Source organism: Ochrobactrum sp. RH2CCR150 (genome assembly GCA_014138095.1).
Taxonomy (GTDB): domain Bacteria; phylum Pseudomonadota; class Alphaproteobacteria; order Rhizobiales; family Rhizobiaceae; genus Brucella; species Brucella gambitense.
Genome location: JACGXE010000017.1, coordinates 35,842 through 61,659 on the forward strand (window position 1 = coordinate 35,842; position 25,818 = coordinate 61,659).

A 25,818-nucleotide genomic window follows, 5' to 3' on the forward strand; every position below is an offset into this window, starting at 1 on the left:
GTTCACTCTCCCCCGTTCTGATGCGGGGCGGCGGGCACCGGCGTCCGGCCTAGAAAGCGATCGCGGTTCTCGGCCCAGGTGGCGAGGCATCCGGGATCGTTCACGGCGGCCTCGCCTAACTGTTGGCAATGGCGCAGGCTCTGGCGCAGCGGATCGGCAGTGGGCTGAAGTGACGGTGCCGAGCGAGTCTGCACCGGTTCATCGTCGCGGGTCATTTCGATCACCATGGCAGTGATGGCGATAGCCACGAATATGATCGCGCCCAGCCGTGCCAGTATCTTGCCGCCCATATCGCGCCCCTCCTGTCCGGTCAGTTGTTGCCGTTGCCGAACATCCGGGCATTGCCGGGCTGGTAGCCTGATCCCGGCGTCAGGAAGCGTTCACGCTGGACGCGGCCCTGTTCGGCGGCAGTGGCACGCTCGGCCTCGATCAGCGCTTCCGAGCGGCCATTGGCCGACATCAGCGCGATCAGGTCGGAAAGCTGCTGCGACTGGAGAGCGAGGAGCTGATTGCCCGCCTGCGTTGCCTGCAAGGCGCCGGTGGCATTCTGGCTCTGCCCGACCAGAGCGGACATCTCGGCGCGGTTGGTATCGATATTGCCGACAACACCGGCCTGCACACGCATGGCGTCCTGCAAACCACCAACCGTGTTCTGCCAGCGAGACCGCGCGTCGGCGACAAGCTGGGTGTCGGTGGCCGACAGCGAGACATTGCCGTATTTCTGTTGGAACATCTGGTCGACGTTCTGCACGTCGAAAGCGATGTTCTGGGCCTGGGCGAGGAGCTGCTGAGTGCGCTGCACATTCTGCTGCAAGGTCTGGAGCGAGGAATATGGCAGGCTGGCGAGGTTCTTCGCCTGATTGATGAGCATCTGCGCTTCGTTCTGAAGCGAGGTGATCTGATGGTTGATCTGCTCCAGCGTGCGCGCGGCCGTCAGCAGGTTCTGCGCATAGTTGGTCGGGTCATAGACGATGCGACCAAAGCCAAAAGCGTGAGCCGGGCTTGTCAGCATTGGTGACAATGCAACCGGCATGGCGAGGGCCAACGCCAGCATGGATGCACTGGCAAAACGGCCAATAGGGATACGGATCATGGCAAGGTCTCCTCTTCCTGGATGTCGTCGGGGTGGATTGAATCTGGCCTGACCGGCTGAGCGGGCTCGGGCCGTTCGGCAAGATTGGTGAGATCGGGGATCAGCTCCGCCGCCCATTCGACGCCGCGCTCGCGCAACCAGGCGGCGAGAAAGCCCTCCTGCCCATGCTCGGCGAAAAGATCGGCGATGCGGGTCTGATCGGTTTTGGATGATGCGGCGCAGAGCGCGAGGCCGACTTCGGACAGGCCCAGCTCAAACAGGCGATTGCCGCGGCGCGACTGGCAGTAATAATCCCGCTTGGGTGTCGCCCGCGCCAATATCTCGATCTGCCGGTCATTAAGGCCGAACCGCCGATAGATCGCGGTGATCTGCGGCTCAATCGCGCGTTCGTTCGGCAGCAGCAGCCGTGTCGGGCAGCTTTCGATGATGGCAGGCGCGATATTGCTACCGTCGATGTCCGAGAGAGACTGTGTGGCGAAGATGACGGAAGCGTTTTTCTTACGGAGCGTCTTCAGCCATTCGCGCAGTTGGTTGGCGAATCCCTCGTCGTCCAGCGCCAACCAGCCTTCGTCGATGATGAGCAGCGTCGGCCGACCGTCGAGCCGGTCGCCGATCCGGTGGAACAGATAGGCGAGCACGGCCGGGGCCGCGCCAGTTCCGACCAGTCCCTCGATCTCGAACGCCTGCACATCCGCTGAGCCGAGTTGTTCGGTCTCCGCATCGAGCAACCGGCCATAAGCGCCACCGATGCAATAGGGCCGCAGCGCCTGCTTGAGATCATTGGATTGCAAGAGGACCGCGAGACCGGTGATGGTGCGCTCGCTAACGGGTGCAGATGCCAGCGAGGTCAGCGCCGTCCAGATATGCTCCTTCACCTCCGGCGTGATGGTCATGCCCTCGCGCATCAGAATGGCGGCGATCCAGTCAGCCGCCCATGACCGCTCATAAGCGTCATCAATTCGCGCGAGCGGTTGCAGGGAGACGGAAACCTCCGATCCCTCGGTCAACCCGCCGCCAAGATCATGCCAGTCGCCGCCCATGGCGAGCGCGGATGCCCGGATCGATCCCCCGAAATCGAAGGCGAAGATCTGGCTGCGTTCATAGCGGCGGAATTGCAGCGCCATCAGCGCCAGCAGCACGGACTTGCCTGCGCCGGTCGGGCCGACGACGAGGGTATGGCCGACATCGCCGACATGAAGGGAAAGCCGGAACGGCGTCGAACCTTCGGTCTTGCCATACAGCAAGGGTGGCGCTCCGAGATGTTCGTTCCACGCCGCGCCCGCCCACACGGCCGATAGCGGGATCATGTGGGCAAGGTTAAGCGTCGAGACCGGCGGTTGCCGGACATTGGCGTAGACATGTCCGGGGATCGAGCCGAGCCAGGCATCGACGGCGTTGACGGTTTCGGGCATGGCCGTGAAATCACGGCCCTGTATGATCTTCTCGACCAGCCGCAGCTTCTCGTCGGCAATCCGCGGATCAATGTCCCAGACCGTGACGGTTGCTGTGACATAGGCCATGCCGGCGACGTCAGCGCCCAGTTCCTGCAAGGCCATGTCGGCATCGAGCGCCTTGTTGGACGCATCGGTGTCCACCAGCGCCGATTGTTCGTTGGTCATCACCTCCTTGAGGATCGCGGCAATGCTCTTACGCTTGGCGAACCACTGGCGGCGGATTTTGGTGAGGAGCCTCACTGCGTCCGTCTTGTCCATCAGGATGGCGCGGGTGGACCAGCGATAAGGGAACGCGAGCCGGTTCATTTCGTCGAGCAGGCCAGGCGTGGTCGCGGTCGGGAAACCGATGATGGTCAGGACGCGCAGATGCTGATCGCCCAAGCGCGGCTCCAGTCCGCCGGTCAGGGGCTGGTCGGCCAGCAGCGCATCGAGGTGCATGGGTACTTCAGGTACGCGCACGCGATGCCGGTTGGTCGAGATGGTGGAATGCAGATAGGTCAGCGTGCCACCATCATCCAGCCAGCGGCATTCCGGCATGAAGCCGTCGAGCAGCGCCAACACGCGGTCCGTGCGGTCGATGAAGCCGCGCATCAGTTCATGCGGATTGACGCCGGATTGCTCACGGCCTTCATAGAGCCAGGTTTCGGCACGGGCGGCGTCCTCGGCGGGCGGCAGCCAGAGTAAGGTCAGGAAATAGCCGGACACGAAATGCGTGCCAGCTTCCTCGAACCCGGCCTTGCGCTCCGCATCGACCAGTGCCGAGGCTGCATCAGGAAACTTGCTGTCGGGATAGGTCGCAGCCCCGGAGCGTTGTGCCTCGACGAAGATCGACCAGCCGGAGCCAAGACGGCGCACAGCGTTGTTGATCCGGCCCGCGACCGCCACCAGTTCGGCTGCCACGGCGGAATCCAGATCCGGCCCGCGAAACTTCGCGGTCCTCTGGAAGCTGCCATCTTTGTTCAGCACAATGCCGGGACCGACCAGGGCTGCCCATGGCAGGAAATCCGCGAGGCGGGTTGCGGTACGGCGATATTCGGTGAGGTTCATCATGGTTCCGCCCTCACACCGACAGATAACCGGGGATGCGCAGATGCCTGCGCCCGACTTCGACGAAGAGCGGATCGCGTTTGGCTGCCCATACCGCGAGGAAGTGTCCGACCGCCCAGATGGCGATGCCAACCAGCCAGAGACGAAGGCCGAGGCCGACGGCCCCGGCCAGCGTGCCGTTGACAATGGCGATGGAGCGCGGTGCGCCGCCGACCAGGATGTGCTCGGTCAGCGCCCGATGAACCGGGACAGAAAATCCCGGCACCGCATCAAGTTGCTCAAAACTGCCTGCCATCAGATGAGCGCCCCGCCGCCGAATGAGAAGAACGACAGGAAAAACGAACTGGCGGCGAAGGCGATAGACAGACCGAAGACGATCTGGATCAGGCGGCGGAAACCGCCCGATGTATCACCGAAGGCCAGCGCGAGACCGGTGGCGATGATGACGATCACCGCGATGATCTTGGCGACCGGCCCCTCAATCGACTGGAGGATCGACTGAAGCGGCGCCTCCCACGGCATGGAAGAGCCGGAGGCGTGTGCGGCGGGCGCCAGCATCAGGCTGATGGAAACAGTGGCGGCAGCGGTTGCCATGATACGGCAGCCGCGCGAAATCGTGCGGATCATGAAGGATCTCCTTTCGAGGTGGTAGCGGGGGTAATGGCGTAGTCGCCGTCCGGCCCCAGCCCATCGACGCGGGCGAGTTCAACCAACCGGCGCGACGATCCGCGCCCGGCAAGGACAGCAACAAGGTCAATCGTCTCGGCAATCAGCGCGCGCGGGACGGTGATGACGGCTTCCTGGATAAGCTGTTCGAGGCGGCGCAACGCACCGATGCCGGAACCAGCATGTATGGTGCCGATGCCGCCGGGATGTCCCGTTCCCCAGGCCTTGAGCAGATCAAGCGCTTCGGAACCACGCACCTCCCCGACCGGGATGCGATCAGGGCGAAGCCGCAACGATGAGCGGACCAGATCGGAGAGCGTCGCCACGCCATCTTTCGTCCGCATGGCGACAAGGTTCGGCGCGGCGCATTGCAACTCGCGCGTATCCTCAATGATGACGACGCGATCGGAAGTCTTGGCGACTTCCGCCAGCAACGCATTGGTCAGCGTGGTCTTGCCGGTGGATGTGCCGCCGGCGACGAGGATGTTGGCGCGTGCGGCTACGGCTTCGCGAAGAGTCGCGGCCTGATCGGCGGACATGATGCCGCTCGCCACATAGTCGTCGAGAGTGAACACCGCGACGGCGGGCTTGCGAATGGCGAAGGCGGGTGCGGCGACGACGGGCGGCAAAAGCCCCTCGAACCGCTCGCCGGTTTCGGGAAGCTCCGCCGAGACGCGGGGTGCGCGAGCGTGAACTTCCGCGCCGACATGATGGGCGACCAGCCGCACGATCCGTTCGCCATCGGCGGCGGACAGTGTTTCGCCCGTATCGGCCAGCCCATCGGAAAGTCGGTCGATCCAGATGCGACCGTCGGGGTTCAGCATCACCTCGATGACGCCGGGGTCTTCGAGAAACCGGGCGATGGAAGGCCCGAGCGCCGTGCGCAGCATCCGCGCGCCGCGTGCGATTGCCTCCGGTTTTTGGTGGTATGCAGTCATGCCGGCCCCGATTCCGGCGGGGCGCGACAGACGGTCCCCGCATCGGGGTCGATTAAAAGAGCCTGAAATCAGGCCGATTCAACAAGTATCTAAGTGGATGCGGTGATCTGCGACTATCGGCGGTAAATAGGATGGGTAACGCCTTGGCACGGGTCATGCCCGAGCAATGTCGCAGCTCAATTCAGGATCGATACTGGTGTTATCTCACGGGACCCGTTGTTCCCAGGGCTTCCTCAAGCGCCGCACGCCCGCTGCCCGCAAGCCAGGTGCGCAGACTCAGTAGCTCCGGGTTGATCTCACGCATAGCATCGAGGTCGACCCTCTCCGAAAGCGGCCCGTCTTCCAGGCTCTTTGCCATATGCGCGAGGTCCGCATTTGATGAGAGAACATCATCGGGAAAGCGTTCATAGGTGATCTGACGACCAGCAGCTTCAGTAAACGCCGCCTCCAGCTCGCGCCCTGTCACACGGTCGCTAGCAATCTTCAGGATCTTCCCGCCGAAACGGACCTTATCGGCAAATACGGCCGCAGCAAATTTGCCGATATCTTCCACGGCAGTCAGGTGAATCGCTTGATCCCGGCGGATAAGCGACACCAACCGCCCCTGATCCAGGCCGAAGCCCGGCCGCACCAGCATCTCTATGAAGATCATCGGCCGAATGATGGTGGCCGTGATGGAAAGGTTGCGGACATGCGCCTCGATGCGGGGCTTGGCGTCGAAGCGCGGCACACCAGTCAATTCATCCCCCGCGCTCGCACCCGAAGAATAGACGAAATGCTCGATACCGCGCTCGGCTGCGATATCCGCGATCGCGAACCCATGGCGCTCTTCATCCTCGGTAGTCAGGTTCCCCGGCAATACGCTGAAGACGCCATAAGCCTCTTTCATGGCTGCGCGGATGACGTCCCTGTCTTCGAAAGAGCCTTGAAAAAGCTCGGCGCCAGCATTCTGGAGCGTCAGGGATGTGGGCCCGGCGGCGTCCAATACAAGCGCGCGAACGGGCCATCCCGCTTTCAGCAAGGTTTTGGCGACAGACCCTCCCTGCCGGCCTGTGCCGCCGAAAACCAGAATGGGTCTCTTGTCATCAGTCATTGGATACCCTCGCATGGAACAAGGGCTATCCATATATACCAATATAAACCTGCCGGAAGACGGCACATTTTTCAGCATCAGGCACAAGGATGATACCCTTGGATAAACAAATACATGCCGAGGCCCCACAAAGATCTGAGGACAGCCAGGTGTTCACGCCCATTCCATCAAACGGTGTCTGCGCCCTGTTGAGCGACAAGTGGACCATTCCAGTCCTTTGGCGGCTTTCACTCGCCGAGGAAAATCGGCTCCGCTTCTCAAAGCTCAAAAAGGAGGTGGACGGCATCACGCAGCGCATGCTGACACTTACACTTCGCAACCTTGAACGCGATGGGCTGGTTACCCGCCATTATTTCCCGGAAGTGCCACCGCGGGTAGAGTATGAGTTGACCGATATAGGCATCGGAGCCTTGCGCGCCCTTGAGGGGTTTAACTTCTGGGTCCATGACAACCTGCATTCCATCCGAGAGCATCGCCGTGCTTACGACGAGGTGAGATTGTAAGCCCTCATCATTCAGGCCGAACACCAGAAAAGGGCGCGTCGACCGACAGTTCTTCTTTGGTCGCTCCTGCCGGAGCCTGATGGGAAGGTTCGATGTCACGCGAAAGCTCTTTCAGGAACCTGTCTCCAGTTGCCAGCCTGCGGCCGAGGTTCTGCATGAAGCCCTCGAAACGCTCATTCCCCTTGATGCGTGCGGACTGTTTGGCGCTGTCCGGCAATGGTGGGGTCATGGTCAGCCAAAACTGGACGAACAGGGAAAGGGTCTCGCCGAGGACGGCGAGATCTTCGTCCAGCGTGCCGATCTGCCTGCCGATCTTGTCCAGGCGGCGCGACATGGCCGCTTCCAGCCGATCCGATGTGTCGCCCGACAGAAAGGATGCGACCGCCGCCTCGATGATGGCGGACTTCGATACCTGCCGGCGCAGCGACAGCGCCTCGACCTGCTTGAGCAGTTCCGGGTCGAAATAGACATTCATGCGGGTGCGGGTCGTCATTGGCTCCCCCTCAAAGCTCGATGCCGTCATCGGGGTTCATGGACGCCTGCCGGGCGATCATCCGCATCCGCGAGCGCAGCGCGCGGGCCTTGGCGGCGTCCACGTCCGGCTCGTCGTCCAGAATGTCGAACTCCTGGGCTGGCGGTGTTGGCGGCGGGATAATTTCCTCTTGGCTTGGTAACTCCGGCTCGCGGCGGATGCCGGCATTGTCGGGGTCGCCCTCCGCGCCGCTGGGAGCGGCCGGCGCTGATCTTTCCGCCGTTACGATGATGCGGCTCGTCCAGTCGTCGGTTGCCGGCTTAGTCGCGGGAACGGATGGCAGCTTGGGCGGCTGCAGGATGCGCTCCTGCAATCGCGCATCCTCGAAATAGCGGGCCTTCTTCGCCCGGATCGGCGGCGTGCCAGCAACCATGACGATCTCGTCGGCGGGCGGAAGCTGCATGATCTCGCCGGGCGTGAGCAGCGGTCGCGCCGTTTCCTGCCGCGACACCATCAGATGCCCGAGCCAGGGCGCGAGGCGATGGCCGGCATAGTTGGTAGAATCGCGCATTTCGGTCGCGGTGCCGAGGGAGTCCGACACACGCTTGGCGGTGCGCTCGTCATTGGTGGCGAAGGCAACGCGAACATGGCAGTTGTCGAGAATGCTGTTGTTCGGCCCGTAGGCGCGCTCGATCTGGTTGAGCGATTGGGCGATCAGGAAGGATTTGAGGCCGTAGCCCGCCATGAAGGCGAGCGCGGACTCGAAAAAATCCAACCTGCCCAATGCGGGAAACTCGTCCAGCATCATGAGCAGACGATGCCGCTTGCCGGATAGGGTCAGTTCCTCGGTCAGCCTGCGGCCGATCTGGTTGAGGATGAGCCGGATCAGCGGCTTCGTCCGGTTGATGTCGGAGGGCGGAACGACAAGGTAGAGCGTGACCGGCTCCCGTCTGCCGACAAGATCGGCAATCCGCCAATCGCAGCGGTCTGTGACGCGTGCCACGACAGGATCGCGATAGAGGCCGAGAAACGACATGGCGGTGGACAGCACCCCCGACCGTTCGTTCTCGCTCTTGTTCAGCAACTCGCGCGCCGACGACGCGATGACGGGATGGACGCCTGCCTCGCCCAGATGCGGCGTGTCCATCATCGCGCGCAACGTCGCCTCGACGGGGCGGCGCGGATCGGACAGGAAGTTGGCGACACCGGACAGGGTTTTATCCTTCTCGGCATAGAGGATGTGCAGGATTGCGCCGACCAGCAGGCTATGGCTGGTCTTTTCCCAATGGTTGCGCTTGTCGAGGCTGCCTTCTGGATCGACCAATATGTCCGCGATGTTCTGCACATCGCGGACTTCCCATTCGCCCTGCCGCACCTCCAGTAACGGGTTATAGGCGGAGGACTTGGCGTTGGTCGGATCGAAAAGCAGGACGCGGCCGTGCTTGCTCCGAAAGCCGGCCGTCAGGGTCCAGTTCTCGCCCTTGATGTCGTGGACAATGCAGCTTCCCGGCCAGGTCAGCAGTGTCGGAACCACAAGGCCGACGCCTTTGCCGGACCTCGTAGGGGCGAAACATAAGATGTGCTCCGGCCCGTCATGGCGCAGATAGTCGCGGTCGTATCGGCCGAGCAGGACGCCATCGGGGCCGAGTAGCCCGGCGTTGCGGATCTCCTTATCTTCCGCCCATCGCGCCGAACCGTAGGTGGCTACGCCGCGCGCCTCGCGCGCCCGGATGATCGACATGAGGATGGCGGCAGCAATCGCGAGGATGCCGCCCGAGGTGGCGATGGCCGCACCCTCCATGAAAATCACGGGCGCATAGGCGTCGAATGAGAACCACCACCAGAAGAAGGCGGGCGGATGGTAGAATGGCCAACCGGCCAGATCGAACCAGGGGCTTCCTAGCTGGGGTTGAAACCCGAGCCGGAACGCTACCCATTGCGTCGCTGCCCAGGTCATCACCATGACAATGGTGAAAACGGCGGCAATCTGCCCCCAGAGTATTCGGCCTCCGCGCATAGTGACTCCAATCAGCAAAAGTGCCGGAACCGATCAGAGAATGGAGTATTTTAAGCGGAGCAACAAAACATACGTAGCTGTAGGGCTATCGGATACTATTGGCGGCAAATCGGACGACTTGGGGCAAATCAAATTCGGGACCGATTACCCTGATCTCTACGACTTCACCAACTTCGGGGCGAACAGGCGCACCTCATGCCCGATGGCGGTCAGCTTCCGCGCCCAATGCTAGGCGGTCGCGCAAGCTTCCATTACAACGATGCACCCAGCGTGACACGACAAACTGCTTGCGCGACAGCTTCTTGCGAAACAAGACCTTGCCGCCCGCTGTGGCCCCATGCAACTGAGAAACCTGCTTCGCCAGGTCACGCCGATAACCGAGATTTCCTTCATGGCAATTCCTTCTGATCCTTTCTGGATCACTGTGGCACACAAGTGCCGTCAGGAGGGGCTACCCAACCCATTATCAAAGCCTCCTGCCGCCTCACCATTGTTTCTCAGTACCGTATGGCTTTCGTTAGGCCCGGATATCAACTTCGAACAACGACAGCTCCGCCGGTCAGCCCTGCCCCGGCAGCAGTCAGAAGCAGAAATTCACCGTCAGCAAACCTCTTTTTGCTGTTTGAAATGGATAATGAAAGTGGGATGGTGGCGGCAGATGAATTTCCATAAGTTTCAATCGTCTGAACCGTCTTTGCCTGATCTATGCCGATATTATTGCATAGCGCGCCGAACATGCGCGCGTTGCCCTGATGCGGAATGAAGCGATCGACATCGTCGCCAGCAATCCCCACCTGATCCAGCACACGGCACGAAGCCTGCGTCATGAGGCCCAGCGCGCGAGAAAAAACCTCACGACCGTCCCGCATCGTCATCATAAATTCTTCCGGCCCTATCTCCGATGAGAATGGGCGTATGCTACCGCCTGCCGGGATTTGGATCAAATCATAGCCACTTCCATCCGATAATAGGTCGGTAGCGATAATACCGCGCCGGGGATTCCGATCTGGCACGAGCACAACAGCACCTGCCGCATCGGCGAAGAGCACGGCACTTGCCCGTTCGGCAGGATTGATACGGCGGCTGAGGATATTTGCGGATGCCACCAGTACGGCACGACCTTGGGTGCGAACAAAACCATCGGCAAGAGTGAGTGCATAAAGAAAGCCGGAACAGGCACCGGCGAGATCAATCCCGCCCGATCGTGACAGTCCCAGCCGATGTGCAAGCAGCGGTGCGGAAGGTGGCAGAAGATAGTCCGGCGTGGAGGTTGCCAGCAATGTCAGTGCGATATCGTCAGGGGCGATTTCCGCATCTTCCAGCGCCATGCGGCCAGCTTCGGCGGCAAGGCCGCTCAGCGTGTCACCCTCCTCCGCCCAATAACGTGTCCGTATCCCTGTCCGACGTTCGATCCAGCCTGCTTCAAGTCCCAAACGTGTCTCGATTTCGGCATTCTCGACGCAGCGCGCCGGCACGGCGTGCCCGAAGCCCGCCAGCCGCGATGACCGACCCGCGATCATCACACGCGCTCCAGAATGATCGAGGCGACTTCATCGATGGCGTCGAAGGCACGGGCCAGATCGTCTGATGTCGAACAATAGGGGGGCATCAGATAAACTACGTTGCCGAGCGGCCGGATGACAAACCCGCGCTCGCGGAACAGACGCCGCATGCGTGGCCCGACTTCGGCCAGATAACCGCCGGAAGGCACCACGAGATCGAGTGCTGCTATGGTGCCCACCTGCCGGAGATTGGTGAAACGTCTGTCATCGGCAAAGCGCCGCAGATGGTCCCCCAGCGTCTGTTCCAGTTGCCCGATACGCTGCGCCACCGGCTCATCCCGCCAGACCTGGAGATTCGCGACGGCAGTGGCGCAGGCAATCGGATTGGCGGTATAGGAACTCGAATGGAAAAAGGTCTTGCGGCGGTCGGTCGAAAAATGCGCATCGAAGATATCGCCGCTGCACAGCGTGGCCGCCAGCGGCAGGGAACCGCCGGTCAGGCCCTTCGACGTGCACAGGATATCCGGAGAAATTCCGGCTTGCTCGCATGCGAAAAGACTTCCGGTCCGGCCCCAGCCGGTCATAACCTCATCGGCAATGAACAGGCAGCCATGGCGTTCGGTAATCTGTTTCAGCCCGGCCAGAACATCTGCGCCATACATCTTCATGCCGCCGGCGCCGAGCACCAGCGGCTCAATCAACAGGGCGGCGACACGGCCTGAACGGCAGAAATGTTCAAGCATATCGAGGGTGGCCTGCACGCTGCCCTGTTCCGGAAAAGCCAGACGGTCGACGCCGAAGAGCAGCGGCTCGTAAGCAGCATTGAACACGCCACGTTCGCCGGTGGACATGGTGCCGATCGTATCGCCATGATAGCCATGTTCCATCACCACGATGCGATCGCGTTTTTCTCCGCGGTTATGGAAATAACCGAGCGCCATTTTCAGTGCCACTTCCACTGCGGTCGAGCCGCTATCGGAATAAAACACGTGTTCCAGCCCGGCGGGGGCAATGTCGATCAGCCCTCTTGCCAGCGCCTCGGCAGGCTCGTGGGAAAATTCCGCAAAAATCACCTGATCGAAGGCCTCCGTCGCGGCACGGATGGCGGCCATGATCGCCGGGTGCCGGTGACCATGGGTGATGACCCACCAGGATGAAATCGCATCGAACAGCCGAGTGCCATCCTCATCGACGAGATAGGCACCCTGCGTCGACACGATGCGTTTCATCGGCGGCTCCAGCCCGTGCTGGGTGAAGGGATGCCAGATGGGCGAAGGGCTCATGCCGTAGCCTCCAGAAAATCGGCAGGATTAAATTGCCGGGCGAAAGCCTGATGCAGCGCCCCGGCGGTCATCTGAGGCAAACGCGGCAGACGGCCGAGTGCACGAACCCCGCCGATATCGGTGATGATGCGCTCATTTTCCGCGTGCTCGTCGCCGATGAAAACCAGGCCATGCACCGGAATGGCCCGTAACCGCAGCGCCTCAAGCGACAGCAGCGTGTGGTTGATGGTGCCGAGCGCAGTTCTGGCGCAAAGGATCAGCGGTATTTGCCAGCCGGCGAAGATATCGGCAAACAGCAATTTGTCGGTCAACGGCACCAGAAGCCCGCCCGCCCCTTCAATTACCAGCGGCCCCTCCGTTTCCGGCGGTTGCAGGAGTGCGGGATCGATCGTCACATTCTCGAGACGCGCCGAAAGATGCGGCGAGGCCGGCATTTTGAGGCGATAAGCTTCCGGCAGGATGCGGGTGCGCGGCGCACCACCCAGCCGCTCCACGGTCTGGCTATCGGTCTCCTCTTCCAGCCCGGATTGGACCGGCTTCCAGTAGGAAGCCTGCAGGGCGTGGGTAAGCGCTGCGGCAAAAACCGTCTTGCCGATGCCCGTATCGGTGCCGGAAATGACGAAACGAAGGCTCATGCCCGTTCCTCCTTCAATGCGAAGGCAAGATGCCCGACCATATCGGCAATCTGGCTTTCATCCACATTCAGCGTGATGGAAAGACGCAGGCGCGCCGTTCCCTCGGGCACCGTCGGCGGGCGGATCGCCCGTACGTCAAAACCGCTTTCACGCAGGTGCGCAGCTATGCCGAGCGAACGGGCGTTGTCGCCGATTATCACCGGCATGATCTGCGAACCGCTGGGTGTGACCCCGAGCCGGGAGTTTAGTTCTTCACCGGCAAAATTTATCAGTTCCGCCAGCCGCGACTGCCGCCAACCTTCCTCGGCGATGATCAACAAGGCTTCCCGCACCGCCGCCGCCATTAGCGGCGAAGGCGCGGTGGAATAGATGAAACCCCGGGCGCGGTTGATGAGGTAGTCGGCAAGAACCGCAGGCGCGCTCAGAAGTGCGCCGGAAAGGCCAAGCGCCTTGCCGCAGGTGTGCAGCGCCACCACATTGCCCCGCCCTTCCAGTTCTGCCGCAAGGCCACGACCACCGGGTCCGAAAACGCCGGTGGCATGCGCCTCATCGACCACAAGAAAACCGCCATGCCGTTCGGCAAGTTCGGCAAGCGCCGCAAGCGGCGCCCGGTCGCCATCCATGGAGTAAAGGCTTTCAACCGCGATCCACGGCCGTCCACGACCGCCAGCCTGACGCCAGCGGCTTATTTCCCGCTCGAATGCCCCGACCTCGTTATGCGGCACGGCGAGCGCCTGCGCCTTGCCGGCCGCTATACCATCATGCACGCTCGCATGGATCAGCGCATCGTAGAGCACAAGATCGTCCCGCAGCGGAAAGGTGGAAAAAAGTGCGACATTGGCGGCGAAACCGCTACCGAAATAGATCGTTTTTTCCGTACCGAAAAACGCGGCTGCCTCCGCCTCCAGCGCCTCATGTTCCGGGTGGTTGCCGCGCAGCAAGCGTGAGCCGCCAGCGCCGACCGGCACGCCCCTTTCGATTGCTTCGGTCATCGCCGCCTTCAGCCGGGGTGCATCGGCAAGTCCGAGATAGTCGTTGGAGGTGAAATCGATCCCCTGCTGGGGAGAGAGCGCCCGTAGCCGCGATTTGCGGTGCAGACCGGCAAGTTTCACCTCGTAAGCGGAGAGTGCCGATGCGCTCACCGGCCCTCTCCGGATTGTGCAGGCTGCAACTCCATCGGCTTAAGACCCAGACGCCGGAACAGTGCCGTATCGTGATCCTCACCCGGATTATCGGCCGTCAGCAGCGTTTCACCGACGAAAATGGAATTGGCTCCGGCCAGAAAACAGAGCGCCTGCGTTTCGTCGCTCATCTCGGTGCGCCCGGCGGAAAGCCGCACATGCGAACGCGGCATCAGGATTCGCGCCAGTGCGATGGTGCGGACGAAATCGATCGGGTCGACCGGATCGGCGTCGGCGAGCTTGGAACCGGGGATCGGGATCAGCATGTTGATCGGCACGCTTTCCGGTGGAACCGGCAGATTGGCGAGCGTCACCAGCATCGAAATGCGGTCCTCGACCGTTTCCCCCATGCCGAGAATGCCGCCGGCACAGACCTTGATACCCGCATCACGGACATTGGCGAGCGTTTCCAGCCGATCTTCAAAAGTGCGGGTAGTGATGATCTGCGAATAAAAGCGCTCGGACGTATCGACGTTATGATTGTAATAATCGAGCCCCGCATCAGCGAGCCGTTCGGATTGCTCCGGTGTCAGCATGCCGAGTGTCATGCAGGTCTCCATACCGAGCGCCTTGACACCCTCGACCATCGCCACCACGGCCTCCATATCGCGTTCCTTGGGATTGCGCCAGGCCGCGCCCATGCAATAACGCGTCGCCCCACCTTCCTTCGCCTTGCGCGCCTCGGCCAGCACCCGCTGCACCTCCATGAGCTTGGAGGCCTTCAGACCCGTCGGGTTGCGCGCGGACTGGCTGCAGTAACTGCAATCCTCGGGGCATCCACCCGTTTTGATGGACAGGAGCCTGCTCATCTGGATGGCATTGGCATCGAAATGACGGCGATGCACCTGTTGGGCTTGGAAAAGCAGATCGTTAAAAGCTAAATTATAGATAAAAATAGCCTCTGAGATCGAGACTCGACCTGCCTTTGACCCAAAAAAATCCTTATCTCGTACTGATGGCATCGATTTTTGATACAATTTGGGCTCTCCGTCGTCATAATGTAGATTTATATTTTTTTTATCTATGATTCTGCGCAGACGCAAGATGCCACATTGAGAAGTGACCGGCCGATTGCCACCGCCCGCCTGAACTTGGGTCGATCGGCCTCGGGACGTGCTTAACGACGTCATTAGTGACGTGTCTTATGCGGGGGTGAGTATGCGCGGCGATGTCCTTGGGTTGGAACGGCGGCCGCGATGACGGCATCTTAGAGCTAAAGGAAATGCTCCCCACCGCCCGCGCCACCGAACAGACGTGGAATGAATTCCTAGAAGACTTCGTCTCAGACTCCGAGGTGGTCGAACGGTTCAGGGGCAGCTCAAGGCGGCGGCAACCGGCCGGCTACATTGAGAAGAACGTAATCGTACGCGCAGCGAAAGCGTTTGGAGAAGGACTTTTTTATGTCGTTCGTGAGAGGACCATATGCGCGCGCGCAACAGGTTTTTCGGCAAGCCTCAAAATATGGCGCTCAAGCGTACCAACCGCTCCACCCACATTGCCCATTCTAAGGCAATGGAGAATGCTCTCATGGTCTGAATCCACACGCTGCGCCCAACCGGAACGCCCTGCGACGAAGAGAAACCGCGAACCGATCAAATGAAGATCATCAATTTCAGCAAGCAATCTTGGCATGTCGCACGGCGTCAGCAGCAGTCGGTGGAACTGTCTATTTGCCTCTTCTCGCTCGGTTATATCGTTAGCATGAATACCAGTACGATTAATGGCATCAGCCTCGTCCAGGAGGAATGGCGTCAAATGCGGAGCCGCATGACGAAGTGCTAGACCCTCAAGCACAGAACGCATTCGCGCAACTTCTTCGACCTCTGCCAATGTGAACGATGCAACTCTTACGCCCCGACGCGCTTCGCTTACTGCGAGCCCCTGAGCTTCGAGACGCCGAAAAGCCTCTCGGACTGGAACATGACTAGCACCGAATTCCTCGGCAATGTGGTCTTGCCTGAGCTTTGCGCCAGGCGCTAAAGCACCGGTGACAATCCGGTCAGCCAGAACGCGGCTAATCTTGTTCGCGATGGTGTCTTCTGTTGTCGTATTCATGTGTCATAGATATTTTTTTCGCAAGGATATGTCGACGTTAATTGTGCAACTATTCCGGCACTGTCAGGGTGAGTTAGCGCGGATCAGATCTTGGAAGTGAGCGGGCCATTTTCGTTGCCATCGAGAGCAGGTTCAGAAGTGCTGGATCGTGGTTCGAGGGCAACCAGACAGCCGAAAATGCGATGGGTTGTTGTTCGTCTCGGATTGGCAGGGAAGCCACGTTGCCAGTAACGGCTAATGCCCCCTCCTTGACAAAGAGCGAAATACCGTGGCCGGCCGCGATCATTGATAACAACGAGCTACGACCGACTGCAAAGCGACGGATGTTCGGTGTTTGCCACTTCCCTGCCGATCGCGCCACAACCAGATCATGCACCTGTGGGCCGGTGCCGTCTTGGCGGACGAGGAAGGTTTCTTCAGCGAGCTGACGCCAATCAACTTCTTGCTGCGAGGTCAGCGGATGCCGTACTGGCAGCATGACCATCAACCGATCATGCCATACAATTTTCGAATTAAGGTCAGGAAAGTCATGGGTTTTGGCCATGAACGCGACGTCAATTCTGCCCTCGCGCAGCATGAATTGAGAGCGACGTGCTGTGCTTTCAATGATTTGTAGCCGAACCCCAGGATAGTTGATGTGAAACTGATCCAACAACCGCTCAAGAGAGCTACCAGTCGTGAGTGCATAGACACCTATACGCAGTTCACCTTCCTCACCACGCGAATGCGTTTGGGCCGTTTTAATCGCATAATCAAGAATTTCCATGGCTTCCTTGACGTATTCAATGAAGCGGCGTCCGGCTTTTGTTAGGCGGACACCCCGAGTGTTTCGGTCAAACAGGAGAATGCCAAGATCATCTTCCAATGCCTTGACCCGCGAACTGACACTCGATTGGCTAGTACCAAGTGCTTGGGCCGCGCGATAAAAACTGAGATATTCAGCAACTGCCAGGGTTTGGACCAGTGCTGCCATTGGGATTCTGCCGCTTAAGAGCGAAGGGACATTCCCCGTATCGCGAGAGCCGTTAATTCTACGTCGGCGCATATCAACTTACATCCTCGGAAAAGGAAGTGCACGAGGTTCCAGCCGTGAAAGTGGCTTCATGCGAGCCTTATTGTACTTGTCACACGATGCGGAGTTAGCGTTGGGTCGGGAACTCATCGGAAATCTCCATTCGTGCACTCGAAAAGCAACCTGCCGGCGAAGGTGAACCACGTCACCGGCAGGGTGCGTTCTTATCCTCGCGCGAAATCCAAAAGATCTGCGTTGAGCTTGTCCTGATGGGTGGAAGCCAGACCATGAGGAGCGCCCGCATAGATCTTCAGTGTCGCGTTCGGCACAATTTTGGCCGTCAGTTCACCAGCGTGGGCAATGGGAACGATCTGATCGTCGTCACCGTGAATGATGAGCGTCGGAACGTCAATCTTTCGCAGGTCCTCGGTGTAGTCAACCTCCGAAAACTCCTGAACTGAGGCATACTGGGCCAAAATGCCGCCATTCATGCCCTGTAACCAGAAGCTTTCGCGCAAACCATCGTTGATCGCGACCCCTTCGCGGTTGAAACCGAAGAAGGGAATGGCAAGGTTGCGATAGAAGTCGGAACGGTTGTCGAGCACGTTCTTACGGATACCGTCGAACACGTCGAGCGGCAGGCCGCCCGGCCATTCCTTCGTCGAGATCATGATCGGCGGGACAGCCCCAACGAGAACGGCCTTCGCTACGCGTGCCGTACCATGACGACCAATATAGCGTGCGACTTCGCCACCACCGGTCGAATGGCCAACCATGATAGCGTTCTTCAGATCAAGCGTGTCCATGACGGTAGCCAGATCGTCTGCCCATGTGTCCATGTCATTACCGGTTGCTGGCTGATCCGAGCGTCCGTGACCGCGCCGATCATGGGCGACGACGCGAAAGCCTTGCTGAACGAGATACAGCATCTGTCCGTCCCATGCGTCGGCGCTGAGCGGCCAACCATGCGAAAAGACGAAGGGCTGGGCGTCCTTGTTGCCCCAATCCTTGTAAAAAATGCGGGTTCCATCCTGCGTGGTGACGTAGCTCATAGTCGTTCTCCTTTATACATTGATGGTTGGTGGGGTTTTCATTCCCTCAAGACAGTACGTCCCGAAGTGAATTCTTCATGGTTCAGCCGACCGCTGAACCGAGAAGGGAGTGGAACAGCAGATAATTGCCTGCTTCTGTGCCCTGCTTTTCGAGATATTTGCCATACATGACCTGTGGTAGCTCCCACTGGGCTAGGGCGGCTGTGATATCATCCGGTGTCGCGTCGAGTTCATCGGCGAGTGCGATCGCATTGGCTGCCGCTTTCGACGTGCTGGCGGCTGTGTGTGGACGGGGTATCGAGGCGGCGTCGCCTAAGATAAGGACGCGCCCCTTTACCATCTCGTCTGAAGCAAGATCGCGGATTGCCTGCGCGAAAGGTTGGTCGGTCGCCTCGACGACCTCGCGAAACGGCGGAGGCAACAGATTTGCGGCATCTGCACGCAGATGTTTGACCCACGCGTCGGCCAACTTTCCTTCCGGGATGGAATAACCGCGTTGCAGTCCGTCGCGATCCGTCATGATCTGCTGCAACTGATCGTCGTTGGCGACCCGATACCAGACCCAGTTATAGAACCGGTGGCCCGGCCGCATGTCATTGCCTTCGCCCGGAACAAGATAACCGAGGATGTGCGAGCCCTTGTTGTTCGCGAAGCCAAAATCGCCATGCAGGTCAGCGCGTGCCGAATGCGGCATGTCCTCTTCCGGCACAAGTCCGCGCCAAGCGAGATAGCCTGCATAACTCGGCTGCACTTGTGGCCAGATAAGGGAGCGCACAGTGGAATTTCCACCATCGGCACCAATCAGCAAATCACCGATTTCAGCACTCCCATCATCGAAAAATGCCGTAACGCTGCTTGCTTCAGTATCCTGTTCGATCCGGGCGAGGCGTTTGCCGGAATGGTACCGCGCATCGCCGAACGCTTCTTTCAATGTTGAATAGATCAGCGACCACGATGTCTGGGTCTGCGGCAAGAACTGTTTAGACTGGGTCGACCCATCCGGCCGGAACACCGTCCGATAGCCAGATCGCACACCCATTTCGTCGCGGTTCAGCTTCAAGCCAGCGCGACGGAACACCTCAACGACATCAGGCTGCAATACGATACCACCGCCACGGCTGTCGAGATCGTGCTCGGAGCGTTCGTAGATATCGACGTCCCATCCGATGCTGCGCAGCATGGTGCCAGCAAATAATCCACCGAGCGAACCGCCGATAATCAGCGCCCTGCGACGGGTAGAGTTGGAAGAAAGGGTGGTCTGCATGTGAGCCTCCTTGGTTTGTAAGGCCACACTGCATCAAAGCATCTATGATGATAATCAGGCAAATATAGAGATGTTCATTGCGTCATGCGCAATGATGAAGCAATGGATTGTCATAAGGCGTTCTGATAATTCTATTTAATTTCCCAGTAAGGATGGGCACCGAAATGGTTTGCGAGGAAATCGAGAAAGCTCGCCACCTTTCGCGAGCCGCGGCGGTTCGGTTGGTAAACCGCCCAAATGGCACCTTCCTCAGCGCCCGGCGATGGCGTCCAGTCCTGCAGCACAGGCGTCAAACGGCCTGCGGCGATATCGCCGCCGACCAGCCAGGTGGGCATCAGTAGCAGACCTGCGCCCCCTATTGCCGCTTCCCTAAGAACTTCGGAATTGTTTGCACGAAGATTTCCCGTCACAACAACCTTCGTCCGTTTGACATCGCGAGCGAGCGTCCAACTGTGTTCCGTTGTCTGGTAGTCGAAAAGCAGGCAGTTGTGTCGGGCCAGATCACCCGGTTCAGCCGGCGTTCCATGCTCACCAAGATAGTCAGGACTGCCACAGATAATTCGCCGATGCGGTGCCAGTTTTCGCGCGAGCAAGTTGGAGGAACTGAGCGCTCCAAGTCGAATCGCGATATCCAGCCGATCCTCGACGAGATTGGTCACAGCATCGCTCAGATGCAGGTCGAGCCGGATCTGCGGGTATTGTCGCAGAAAAGCAGGAAGCACCGGTGCAACATGCAAGCGGCCAAAAGCCACGGGCATCGTCACCTTGATCAAACCGCTTGGCGGGCCAGATAATTCGCTGACAGCCCGGTCCGCATTCACGAGATCCTCAAGAATGCGACGGGCCTCTTCATAATATTGCTGGCCTGCCTCGGTCAGTGTCACACTTCGGGTCGATCGGTTCATCAGAAGCGTTCCGAGGCTTTCCTCCAGCACGTTCAACTGTCGAGTCAGTGATGAGGGCGCCTGTCCCAGACGCCTTGCCGCCGGAGCGAATCCACCATGTTCAACCACCGCTACGAAGGCATTCAACGCCGCGAACCGATCCATCTTTCACCTTTGCGCATGACGCAATGAACATCTCTATATTTGCCTGATTATCACATCGCACGGAAAGAGCGAAGTTAGTTTCCGAAAGGAGACACATCATGTCCATTCCCGTTACGATTACTTCCGATTTCATCTGCCCCTGGTGCCTGATCGGCGAGCGTCGCCTCCTCAAGACAATCGAGGAGCTTCCGGAAGGCACATCCGTCGAACTGCGCTGGCAGCCGTTCGAGCTCAACCCGTCGATGCCAACCGAGGGTATGAACCGCAAAATCTATCGCTCGATGAAATTCGGCAGTTGGGAGCGCAGCCGAATGCTGGACGCCCAGACTGTTGCTGCGGCAGAAGATGACGATGTGGCATTCGCTTACGACGCCATAGAGAAAACCCCAAACACTTTCCAGGCGCATCGCCTGATGCGCTTTGCGGAGCAGTTCGGTGCTGCGAACGCTTTGGGCAATGCACTTCTATCGGCCTATTTCGAACTTGGCCGGGATGTCGGTGATATCGCGACACTGACGGATATTGCAGCCGAACATGGCCTCGACCGCGAGAGGGCCGCGGCTTTCCTCGCCAGCGATGAACAAAGCGACGCGATCCGGGATGTTGAACGGTCATTGCAGGTCTCAGGTGTGCCGAACTTCAACATCGACGGAGAAATCATTTCCGGTGCCCAGCCTCAGCAGGTTTTTGACGAGGCACTTAGACGCGCTGTCGAGCGCGCCGCCGCAGATGCGTCATTTGCCAGTGAATGTGCCGGTGGTGTCTGCACCGTTGCCTGAGCTTGTTTCCAAAAAGGAGACCCACCATGTCGGTAACACCAGCGATCAATCACGCCGGCTTCAACCGGATGTTCCAGCCGAGCAAACTGACGCTCGGAATGATGCTTCCGATGGCGCCGTTGGTGAACGGCGTGCCGAACATGGCGGGTCAACTCGATCTGGCCGCTCACGCTGATCAGTTGGGGTTTGCCGCGCTATGGGTGCGCGACGTGCCTCTGTTTGATCCGGCTTTCAATGATGCCGGCCAGATCTACGATCCATGGGTCTGGCTCGGTCAACTGGCAACAGTCACGAAAAGGGCCGCGCTCAGTTCGGCCGGGATTGTCCTGCCGCTACGACATCCGCTCCATACCGCCAAGGCGGCAGCTTCTGTCGATGTTATAAGCGGCGGGCGCTTCCTGCTTGGCGCGGCATCTGGCGACCGCGCGACCGAGTACCCGGCCTTCGGTCTCGATCATGCCTCACGTGGTGAGGCGTATCGAGAGGCCATCGATGTGATCCGTCGGAGCACCTCAGAAGACTATCCCGAGATTAACGGAAATTTCGGCATTCTTCATGGGCTTGATCTTCTCCCAAAACCCATCGGACGGCATCTACCTCTCCTTGCGGTCGGCAGCGCGCGGCAGAGCTTGCAATGGATCGCTCGCAACATGGACGGCTGGGTCAGCTATTTCCGTCCCCTGTCTGAGCAGATGCCACGGCTCCAACTCTGGCAGCGCGTTGCACAAACAGAAGCCGCCGATGCTTTTCGCCCTTTCGCCCAGTCGATGTTTATTGATCTGGCCGAAGAGCCTAACGCCGCACCTGAACCGATCTTCCTCGGTTATCGCCTCGGGCGAAACAGTCTGATCGAAGAACTGCAAGGCTTCGCTAGAGCCGGCGTGCACCACGTAACGTTCAATCTTCGCCACTCACAACGACCTGCCAGTGAAGTGATGGCCGAACTCGCCGAACACGTCCTGCCCGTCTTCCCGTCCGACTAATGCGGTCCGCCGCACGCTTTCTCTCAACCTACTTCCCCCTGAAAGGACCAGCCCCATGAAATTCCTGTTTGAAGATGAATCATTCTCGTTCGAAACGCTCCGCGCAGCAGGTTTTGCCGCCGATGGCGGCGCAGATCTCGGCGAGATCATTGTGACTGCAGAAAAGATACCGGAGGGTGACGAGACTACTTGGCACCGTGAATGGAAGGCGCTTGCTGCACGGATCGAGATTATAGGGGAAGCGTCGCTTGCGGCCCATCACAGTGTCAGCGCACGTGAGGCTTTCTTGCGTTCTTCGAACTATTATCGCGTCGCAGAATTCTATCGCCGCGACGATGCTGCCAATGATCCAGAAGTGAAAGGGCTTACGGCCAAATCACGTGCGACCTTCCTGAAAGCGGCCACGCTGTTCGAGACCCCCGTCGAGGATGTCCGCATCCCTTATGGCGACCGCAGCCTGCCCGCCTACGTCTTTCTGGTCGACGATAGCGGTGCGCCGCGCCCGACCATCATCTATGTCAATGGCTTCGATTCAACGCGGGAGGAAGCTTGGTTCGTAATTGGTGCTGCCGCGATTGCACGCGGCTACAATGTCATTGCCTTTGACGGACCCGGTCAGGGCAGCGCGCTTCGTGACGATGGGCTCGTCTTCCGCCCCGACTGGGAAACGGTGATGGCATCGGTATTCGACTATGCCGAGGGAAGCCCGGAGTTCGCGTCTGACAAGCTGGTGCCATTCGGCTACAGCCTCGGAGCCCTGTTGATTGCGCGCGCTGCCGCCTTTGACAACCGTCCCGCCGCACTTCTGCTCGACGACGGCATGTTCGATTTCTTCGGCGCCAATGCCGCGCTGCTGCCCCCTTTCCTCATTGAATGGGTAAAGCAGGGAGACAAGGACGACGAAGTCGAGCAGGTGCTGCGCCTTTTCATGAAGCAAAGCACTTCGGCCCGTTGGGCGCTCCGCAACGGCGTCTGGACGACCGGTGCGACTTCGATCGCCGACTATCTGCGCAAAACCGCCGACTATACACTCGACGGCATCATCGACCGGATCGAGGCCCCGACGCTCATTCTTGAGGCGGAGGAGGATATGTTTCTGAAAGGTCAGGCCACGCGGGTTGCCGACGGTCTTAAAGCAGAAAATAAAACGGTCACGCTGACCCGGGCCGTAGGGGCGTCAACCCATTGCCACATGGGCGCGATGCGGCTTGCCAACCAAACGATGTTTGACTGGTTGGACGAGACACTCGCACATATCAGCTAAAGGGCTGATGTGACCTTCTCTCGCGTGCCCCCGGTTGAACAGGGACCAGTTCCTCTAGATCACGCCCGAATCGGCAATGAGCCAGGCTTTGGGCGAAACTCCGGTGAGCACATTCTGCATCTACTTCGATCATAGCGTTGCCCCTGAGACCGCAAGCTCCGTAGACGGAATACAGCTTTGGTCACAGGGGTCGTGCAAATGCACTTAATAGCAGTGCGGACCGTAGTGCGTCGAAGTACCTGACGCCTGAATGTTGACGGCGGATTCTGCGCCAGATCGATATGCTCCCATGGGCGGCTACACGTGCAGCGTAGTTGCGGATTTCCACCGGTGTGATCGAATGGATGGGATTCGTCGACGTCTCAGTCTCAATCGTTATTGACTGGCCACATGTTACAAAGTCGTTTATCGATAGATAAATAGCATGTGAGTATTGTTTATGGCGAAAGCTTCCGAAAAAACGCGTCTTGATCCGCTGGAGCGTGAGCAAGCTATTGTAAAAGCCGCGATATCGTTTTTTGCACAACATGGCTTTGATGGTTCGACACGCGAGCTTGCGAACAGCATCGGCATCACACAACCCTTGCTGTATCGATATTTCCCGAACAAGGACGCCTTGCTGGATCGCGTTTACGAAGAAGTGTTCGTCAACCCTTGGAACAAGGCGTGGGAAGATCAACTGAGAGATCGAGGTTTGCCGATCGAAGACCGTCTTTGCCGCTTCTATCGCCAATATTCCCGCGTCATCCTCAGTTACGAATGGGTCCGTTTATTCATGTTCGCCGGACTGAAGGGGCTTGATTTCAACGCCCGTTACTTAAGCTTTTTAAGAGAGGCCGCGTTCGATCTCGTCGTGCATGAAATCCGCGAAGCCTATCAGATCAAGCGATCTGATCCGCCAAGCGACGAGGAAGCAGAACTTGTCTGGAGCCTGCATGCCTCGATCTTCTATCTCGGTGTTCGCAAGTTCATCTATGGCATGGCGATCCCCGAAGATCACGATGCGGATATTTCTTTGCGGGTCAGAGCGTTCCTGAAAGGCGCCCCCCAGGCTTTCCAGACCTGATGAGGCACCTCCTCCAAATGCATTTCCAGAGACATTAATTATCAATCGATAAATAATGATTGACATCACATTTTGCGTGGTTAATTTATCGATCGATAATCATCGCGGTGGAGCGCGTTCCGAGTTGGAGGATCCCATGAGAATACAGAAATCGCGCCCTCGCGCCCTTATTGCGGGGGGGTCACTTGGGGGTATGTTTGCTGCTCTTTTACTCCACAGGTCCGGGTGGGACGTGAACGTGTACGAAAGGGTAGATGCCGATCTTTCGAAGCGAGGGGCAGGCATCGTCACTCATCCGGAACTTTTCGAGGTTCTCGACGCTGCCGGAATAGATCGACATGCGGCTTCCGTTGGCGTCACCGTCGCGGGGCGACGGATACTCGCCACCGATGGCTCTATTGTCGGGGAGCTGGACCTGCCGCAGGTTCTGACATCCTGGGGCACACTGTATGCACTGCTAAGGGAGGCTCTACCGGACGGCTGTTATCGACAGGGTTGCGACGTCGCCAGTTTTACAGAATCTGCGAAATCGGTCGTTTTGACGTTATCCAACGGCGAAACGATAGAGGGTGACCTGCTCGTCGGCGCCGACGGACTTTTCTCCACGGTGCGCCGGCAGTTTCGTCCGGCGGCGTTGCCAAACTACGTCGGCTACATCGCCTGGCGAGGACTGGTGGATGAAGCAGCACTCACGCAGGAGACGCGTGACATGCTCTTTCATCACTTTTCATTCTCGCTGCCAGCCGGTGAGCAAATGCTGGGTTACCCCGTCGCCTCAGCCGAGGGAAATGTCGAGATCGGCAAGCGCAGGTACAATTTCGTATGGTACAGGCCAGCGTCGGAGGGCGCGCATCTATCTGAACTGCTGACCGATACAGATGGCGTCACGCATCCTCTTTCCATTCCCCCGCATATGATCCGTCTCGAGGTTATTGCCAGTATACGCGAAAGCGCACGAGCCCTTCTCGCGCCTCAGTTCGCGGAGGTCGTGGAGCGAACCGAGCAACCTTTCATTCAGGCGATCCAGGACCTCGAGGTCGAAAGCATGCGGTTGGGCGAACGGACTGTGGTGCTGGGCGATGCTGCTTTCGTTGCACGCCCCCATGTCGGGATGGGAGTTACGAAGGCGGCTGGCGATGCGAAGGCGCTTGTTGACGCTCTTGAACTTTATCCCGCCGACCTCTCGGCTGCACTCGATGAATTCAGCGCACGGCGCACGGTATTCGGGGCCGCTGTCATCCGGCGCGCCCGACATCTTGGAGCGTATATGCAAGCGCAGGCGCTGACCGACGAGGAACGCATCATGGCCGAACAGCATCGTCGACCGGAAGCGATCATGGCCGAAACAGCTGTTTCTACCGGCATCGCCGCATGACTAAACATACAACGGCAGGATTTCGGGAGGAAACA

At 59.2% G+C, this 25,818-nt stretch carries 25 protein-coding genes; 6 read left to right on the forward strand and 19 right to left on the reverse strand.

The genetic code is table 11. The annotated features are described in order from the left end of the window. Window positions 1-2: 2 nt before the first annotated feature. The 7 genes from trbK-alt to FHW03_RS22585 all read right to left on the reverse strand — a co-directional run bounded on the left by trbK-alt (window position 3) and on the right by FHW03_RS22585 (window position 6,291). Window positions 3-290: a putative entry exclusion protein TrbK-alt gene (gene trbK-alt, locus FHW03_RS22555; RefSeq protein ID WP_182522680.1), complete on the reverse strand. Its 288-nt coding sequence runs from the start codon at window positions 288-290 to the stop codon at window positions 3-5. Window positions 291-310: 20 nt separating this feature from the next. After that, entirely contained in the window at window positions 311-1,093 is a 783-nt protein-coding gene (trbJ, locus tag FHW03_RS22560) for a P-type conjugative transfer protein TrbJ (RefSeq protein WP_182522681.1), read from the reverse strand. Further along, on the reverse strand, window positions 1,090-3,597 hold the full coding sequence (trbE, locus tag FHW03_RS22565) for a conjugal transfer protein TrbE (protein ID WP_182522729.1): 2,508 nt from the start codon (window positions 3,595-3,597) through the stop codon (window positions 1,090-1,092). Before trbE ends, trbJ begins: the two co-directional genes overlap by 4 nt. A 10-nt stretch (window positions 3,598-3,607) precedes the next feature. Further along, complete coding sequence (locus FHW03_RS22570; protein ID WP_182522682.1) at window positions 3,608-3,889, reverse strand: VirB3 family type IV secretion system protein; 282 nt, start codon at window positions 3,887-3,889, stop codon at window positions 3,608-3,610. Next, window positions 3,889-4,221, reverse strand: a complete 333-nt coding sequence (locus tag FHW03_RS22575) for a TrbC/VirB2 family protein (protein WP_009450539.1) — start codon at window positions 4,219-4,221, stop codon at window positions 3,889-3,891. Before FHW03_RS22575 ends, FHW03_RS22570 begins: the two co-directional genes overlap by 1 nt. Beyond that, complete coding sequence (gene trbB / locus FHW03_RS22580; RefSeq protein ID WP_182522683.1) at window positions 4,218-5,198, reverse strand: P-type conjugative transfer ATPase TrbB; 981 nt, start codon at window positions 5,196-5,198, stop codon at window positions 4,218-4,220. Before trbB ends, FHW03_RS22575 begins: the two co-directional genes overlap by 4 nt. Window positions 5,199-5,397: 199 nt before the next feature. Next, window positions 5,398-6,291 (reverse strand): NmrA/HSCARG family protein, encoded by an 894-nt coding sequence (locus FHW03_RS22585; protein ID WP_182522684.1) that lies wholly within the window; start codon window positions 6,289-6,291, stop codon window positions 5,398-5,400. An 89-nt stretch (window positions 6,292-6,380) separates the two neighbouring features. On the opposite strand from FHW03_RS22585, the gene FHW03_RS22590 reads away from it, so the two are divergent. After that, on the forward strand, window positions 6,381-6,794 hold the full coding sequence (locus FHW03_RS22590; RefSeq protein WP_182522685.1) for a helix-turn-helix domain-containing protein: 414 nt from the start codon (window positions 6,381-6,383) through the stop codon (window positions 6,792-6,794). A gap of 7 nt (window positions 6,795-6,801) precedes the next feature. Here the strand turns inward: FHW03_RS22590 and FHW03_RS22595 are convergent, their stop codons facing one another. From FHW03_RS22595 to FHW03_RS22650, 12 genes are all read right to left on the reverse strand, one after another. Beyond that, window positions 6,802-7,287 (reverse strand): CopG family transcriptional regulator, encoded by a 486-nt coding sequence (locus tag FHW03_RS22595; protein ID WP_182522686.1) that lies wholly within the window; start codon window positions 7,285-7,287, stop codon window positions 6,802-6,804. 10 nt (window positions 7,288-7,297) lie between these two features. Further along, window positions 7,298-9,283: a conjugal transfer protein TraG gene (locus FHW03_RS22600; protein WP_182522687.1), complete on the reverse strand. Its 1,986-nt coding sequence runs from the start codon at window positions 9,281-9,283 to the stop codon at window positions 7,298-7,300. Between the two features lie 530 nt (window positions 9,284-9,813). Further along, a complete protein-coding gene (locus tag FHW03_RS22605; RefSeq protein WP_210277386.1) occupies window positions 9,814-10,803 on the reverse strand; it encodes a beta-ketoacyl-ACP synthase III in 990 nt (329 codons plus the stop codon). After that, on the reverse strand, window positions 10,803-12,068 hold the full coding sequence (locus FHW03_RS22610) for an adenosylmethionine--8-amino-7-oxononanoate transaminase (RefSeq protein ID WP_182522688.1): 1,266 nt from the start codon (window positions 12,066-12,068) through the stop codon (window positions 10,803-10,805). Before FHW03_RS22610 ends, FHW03_RS22605 begins: the two co-directional genes overlap by 1 nt. Then, window positions 12,065-12,703, reverse strand: a complete 639-nt coding sequence (gene bioD, locus FHW03_RS22615) for a dethiobiotin synthase (RefSeq protein ID WP_182522689.1) — start codon at window positions 12,701-12,703, stop codon at window positions 12,065-12,067. Before bioD ends, FHW03_RS22610 begins: the two co-directional genes overlap by 4 nt. After that, the gene (locus FHW03_RS22620) at window positions 12,700-13,845 is read right to left on the reverse strand and encodes an 8-amino-7-oxononanoate synthase (protein WP_182522690.1); all 1,146 of its coding nucleotides are present in this window, start codon (window positions 13,843-13,845) and stop codon (window positions 12,700-12,702) included. Before FHW03_RS22620 ends, bioD begins: the two co-directional genes overlap by 4 nt. Beyond that, entirely contained in the window at window positions 13,842-14,846 is a 1,005-nt protein-coding gene (bioB, locus tag FHW03_RS22625; protein ID WP_182522731.1) for a biotin synthase BioB, read from the reverse strand. Before bioB ends, FHW03_RS22620 begins: the two co-directional genes overlap by 4 nt. Before the next feature lie 436 nt (window positions 14,847-15,282). Then, window positions 15,283-15,939 carry a GntR family transcriptional regulator gene (locus FHW03_RS22630; RefSeq protein WP_182522691.1) on the reverse strand — a complete coding sequence of 219 codons (657 nt, stop codon included), beginning with the start codon at window positions 15,937-15,939 and terminating at the stop codon, window positions 15,283-15,285. A 73-nt stretch (window positions 15,940-16,012) separates the two neighbouring features. Further along, entirely contained in the window at window positions 16,013-16,912 is a 900-nt protein-coding gene (locus FHW03_RS22635; protein WP_182522692.1) for a LysR family transcriptional regulator, read from the reverse strand. Window positions 16,913-17,175: 263 nt separating this feature from the next. Then, window positions 17,176-18,003, reverse strand: a complete 828-nt coding sequence (locus FHW03_RS22640) for an alpha/beta fold hydrolase (protein ID WP_182522693.1) — start codon at window positions 18,001-18,003, stop codon at window positions 17,176-17,178. Window positions 18,004-18,085: 82 nt separating this feature from the next. Further along, on the reverse strand, window positions 18,086-19,267 hold the full coding sequence (locus tag FHW03_RS22645) for an FAD binding domain-containing protein (protein WP_182522694.1): 1,182 nt from the start codon (window positions 19,265-19,267) through the stop codon (window positions 18,086-18,088). Between the two features lie 131 nt (window positions 19,268-19,398). Beyond that, a complete protein-coding gene (locus FHW03_RS22650) occupies window positions 19,399-20,316 on the reverse strand; it encodes a LysR family transcriptional regulator (RefSeq protein WP_182522695.1) in 918 nt (305 codons plus the stop codon). A gap of 98 nt (window positions 20,317-20,414) precedes the next feature. Here FHW03_RS22650 and FHW03_RS22655 point away from each other — a divergent pair, with 98 nt between their 5' ends. The 5 genes from FHW03_RS22655 (at window position 20,415) to FHW03_RS22675 (ending at window position 25,783) form a co-directional block, all read left to right on the forward strand. After that, on the forward strand, window positions 20,415-21,095 hold the full coding sequence (locus FHW03_RS22655; protein ID WP_182522696.1) for a DsbA family oxidoreductase: 681 nt from the start codon (window positions 20,415-20,417) through the stop codon (window positions 21,093-21,095). 26 nt (window positions 21,096-21,121) lie between these two features. After that, on the forward strand, window positions 21,122-22,078 hold the full coding sequence (locus tag FHW03_RS22660; protein ID WP_210277387.1) for an LLM class oxidoreductase: 957 nt from the start codon (window positions 21,122-21,124) through the stop codon (window positions 22,076-22,078). Between the two features lie 55 nt (window positions 22,079-22,133). Next, window positions 22,134-23,342, forward strand: a complete 1,209-nt coding sequence (locus tag FHW03_RS22665; RefSeq protein WP_182522697.1) for an alpha/beta fold hydrolase — start codon at window positions 22,134-22,136, stop codon at window positions 23,340-23,342. A gap of 439 nt (window positions 23,343-23,781) precedes the next feature. After that, the gene (locus tag FHW03_RS22670; protein ID WP_182522698.1) at window positions 23,782-24,408 is read left to right on the forward strand and encodes a TetR/AcrR family transcriptional regulator; all 627 of its coding nucleotides are present in this window, start codon (window positions 23,782-23,784) and stop codon (window positions 24,406-24,408) included. 136 nt (window positions 24,409-24,544) lie between these two features. Beyond that, on the forward strand, window positions 24,545-25,783 hold the full coding sequence (locus FHW03_RS22675) for an FAD binding domain-containing protein (protein WP_182522699.1): 1,239 nt from the start codon (window positions 24,545-24,547) through the stop codon (window positions 25,781-25,783). The last annotated feature ends 35 nt before the right edge of the window (window positions 25,784-25,818 follow it).

Coding starts and splice junctions, on each gene's coding strand:
- trbK-alt (WP_182522680.1), bottom strand. CDS start 290: ATGGGCGGCAAGATACTGGCACGGCTGGGCGCGATCATATTCGTGGCT.
- trbJ (WP_182522681.1), bottom strand. CDS start 1,093: ATGATCCGTATCCCTATTGGCCGTTTTGCCAGTGCATCCATGCTGGCG.
- trbE (WP_182522729.1), bottom strand. CDS start 3,597: ATGATGAACCTCACCGAATATCGCCGTACCGCAACCCGCCTCGCGGAT.
- FHW03_RS22570 (WP_182522682.1), bottom strand. CDS start 3,889: ATGGCAGGCAGTTTTGAGCAACTTGATGCGGTGCCGGGATTTTCTGTC.
- FHW03_RS22575 (WP_009450539.1), bottom strand. CDS start 4,221: ATGATCCGCACGATTTCGCGCGGCTGCCGTATCATGGCAACCGCTGCC.
- trbB (WP_182522683.1), bottom strand. CDS start 5,198: ATGACTGCATACCACCAAAAACCGGAGGCAATCGCACGCGGCGCGCGG.
- FHW03_RS22585 (WP_182522684.1), bottom strand. CDS start 6,291: ATGACTGATGACAAGAGACCCATTCTGGTTTTCGGCGGCACAGGCCGG.
- FHW03_RS22590 (WP_182522685.1), top strand. CDS start 6,381: ATGATACCCTTGGATAAACAAATACATGCCGAGGCCCCACAAAGATCT.
- FHW03_RS22595 (WP_182522686.1), bottom strand. CDS start 7,287: ATGACGACCCGCACCCGCATGAATGTCTATTTCGACCCGGAACTGCTC.
- FHW03_RS22600 (WP_182522687.1), bottom strand. CDS start 9,283: ATGCGCGGAGGCCGAATACTCTGGGGGCAGATTGCCGCCGTTTTCACC.
- FHW03_RS22605 (WP_210277386.1), bottom strand. CDS start 10,803: ATGATCGCGGGTCGGTCATCGCGGCTGGCGGGCTTCGGGCACGCCGTG.
- FHW03_RS22610 (WP_182522688.1), bottom strand. CDS start 12,068: ATGAGCCCTTCGCCCATCTGGCATCCCTTCACCCAGCACGGGCTGGAG.
- bioD (WP_182522689.1), bottom strand. CDS start 12,703: ATGAGCCTTCGTTTCGTCATTTCCGGCACCGATACGGGCATCGGCAAG.
- bioB (WP_182522731.1), bottom strand. CDS start 14,846: ATGCCATCAGTACGAGATAAGGATTTTTTTGGGTCAAAGGCAGGTCGA.
- FHW03_RS22630 (WP_182522691.1), bottom strand. CDS start 15,939: ATGAATACGACAACAGAAGACACCATCGCGAACAAGATTAGCCGCGTT.
- FHW03_RS22635 (WP_182522692.1), bottom strand. CDS start 16,912: ATGGCAGCACTGGTCCAAACCCTGGCAGTTGCTGAATATCTCAGTTTT.
- FHW03_RS22640 (WP_182522693.1), bottom strand. CDS start 18,003: ATGAGCTACGTCACCACGCAGGATGGAACCCGCATTTTTTACAAGGAT.
- FHW03_RS22645 (WP_182522694.1), bottom strand. CDS start 19,267: ATGCAGACCACCCTTTCTTCCAACTCTACCCGTCGCAGGGCGCTGATT.
- FHW03_RS22650 (WP_182522695.1), bottom strand. CDS start 20,316: ATGGATCGGTTCGCGGCGTTGAATGCCTTCGTAGCGGTGGTTGAACAT.
- FHW03_RS22655 (WP_182522696.1), top strand. CDS start 20,415: ATGTCCATTCCCGTTACGATTACTTCCGATTTCATCTGCCCCTGGTGC.
- FHW03_RS22660 (WP_210277387.1), top strand. CDS start 21,122: ATGTCGGTAACACCAGCGATCAATCACGCCGGCTTCAACCGGATGTTC.
- FHW03_RS22665 (WP_182522697.1), top strand. CDS start 22,134: ATGAAATTCCTGTTTGAAGATGAATCATTCTCGTTCGAAACGCTCCGC.
- FHW03_RS22670 (WP_182522698.1), top strand. CDS start 23,782: ATGGCGAAAGCTTCCGAAAAAACGCGTCTTGATCCGCTGGAGCGTGAG.
- FHW03_RS22675 (WP_182522699.1), top strand. CDS start 24,545: ATGAGAATACAGAAATCGCGCCCTCGCGCCCTTATTGCGGGGGGGTCA.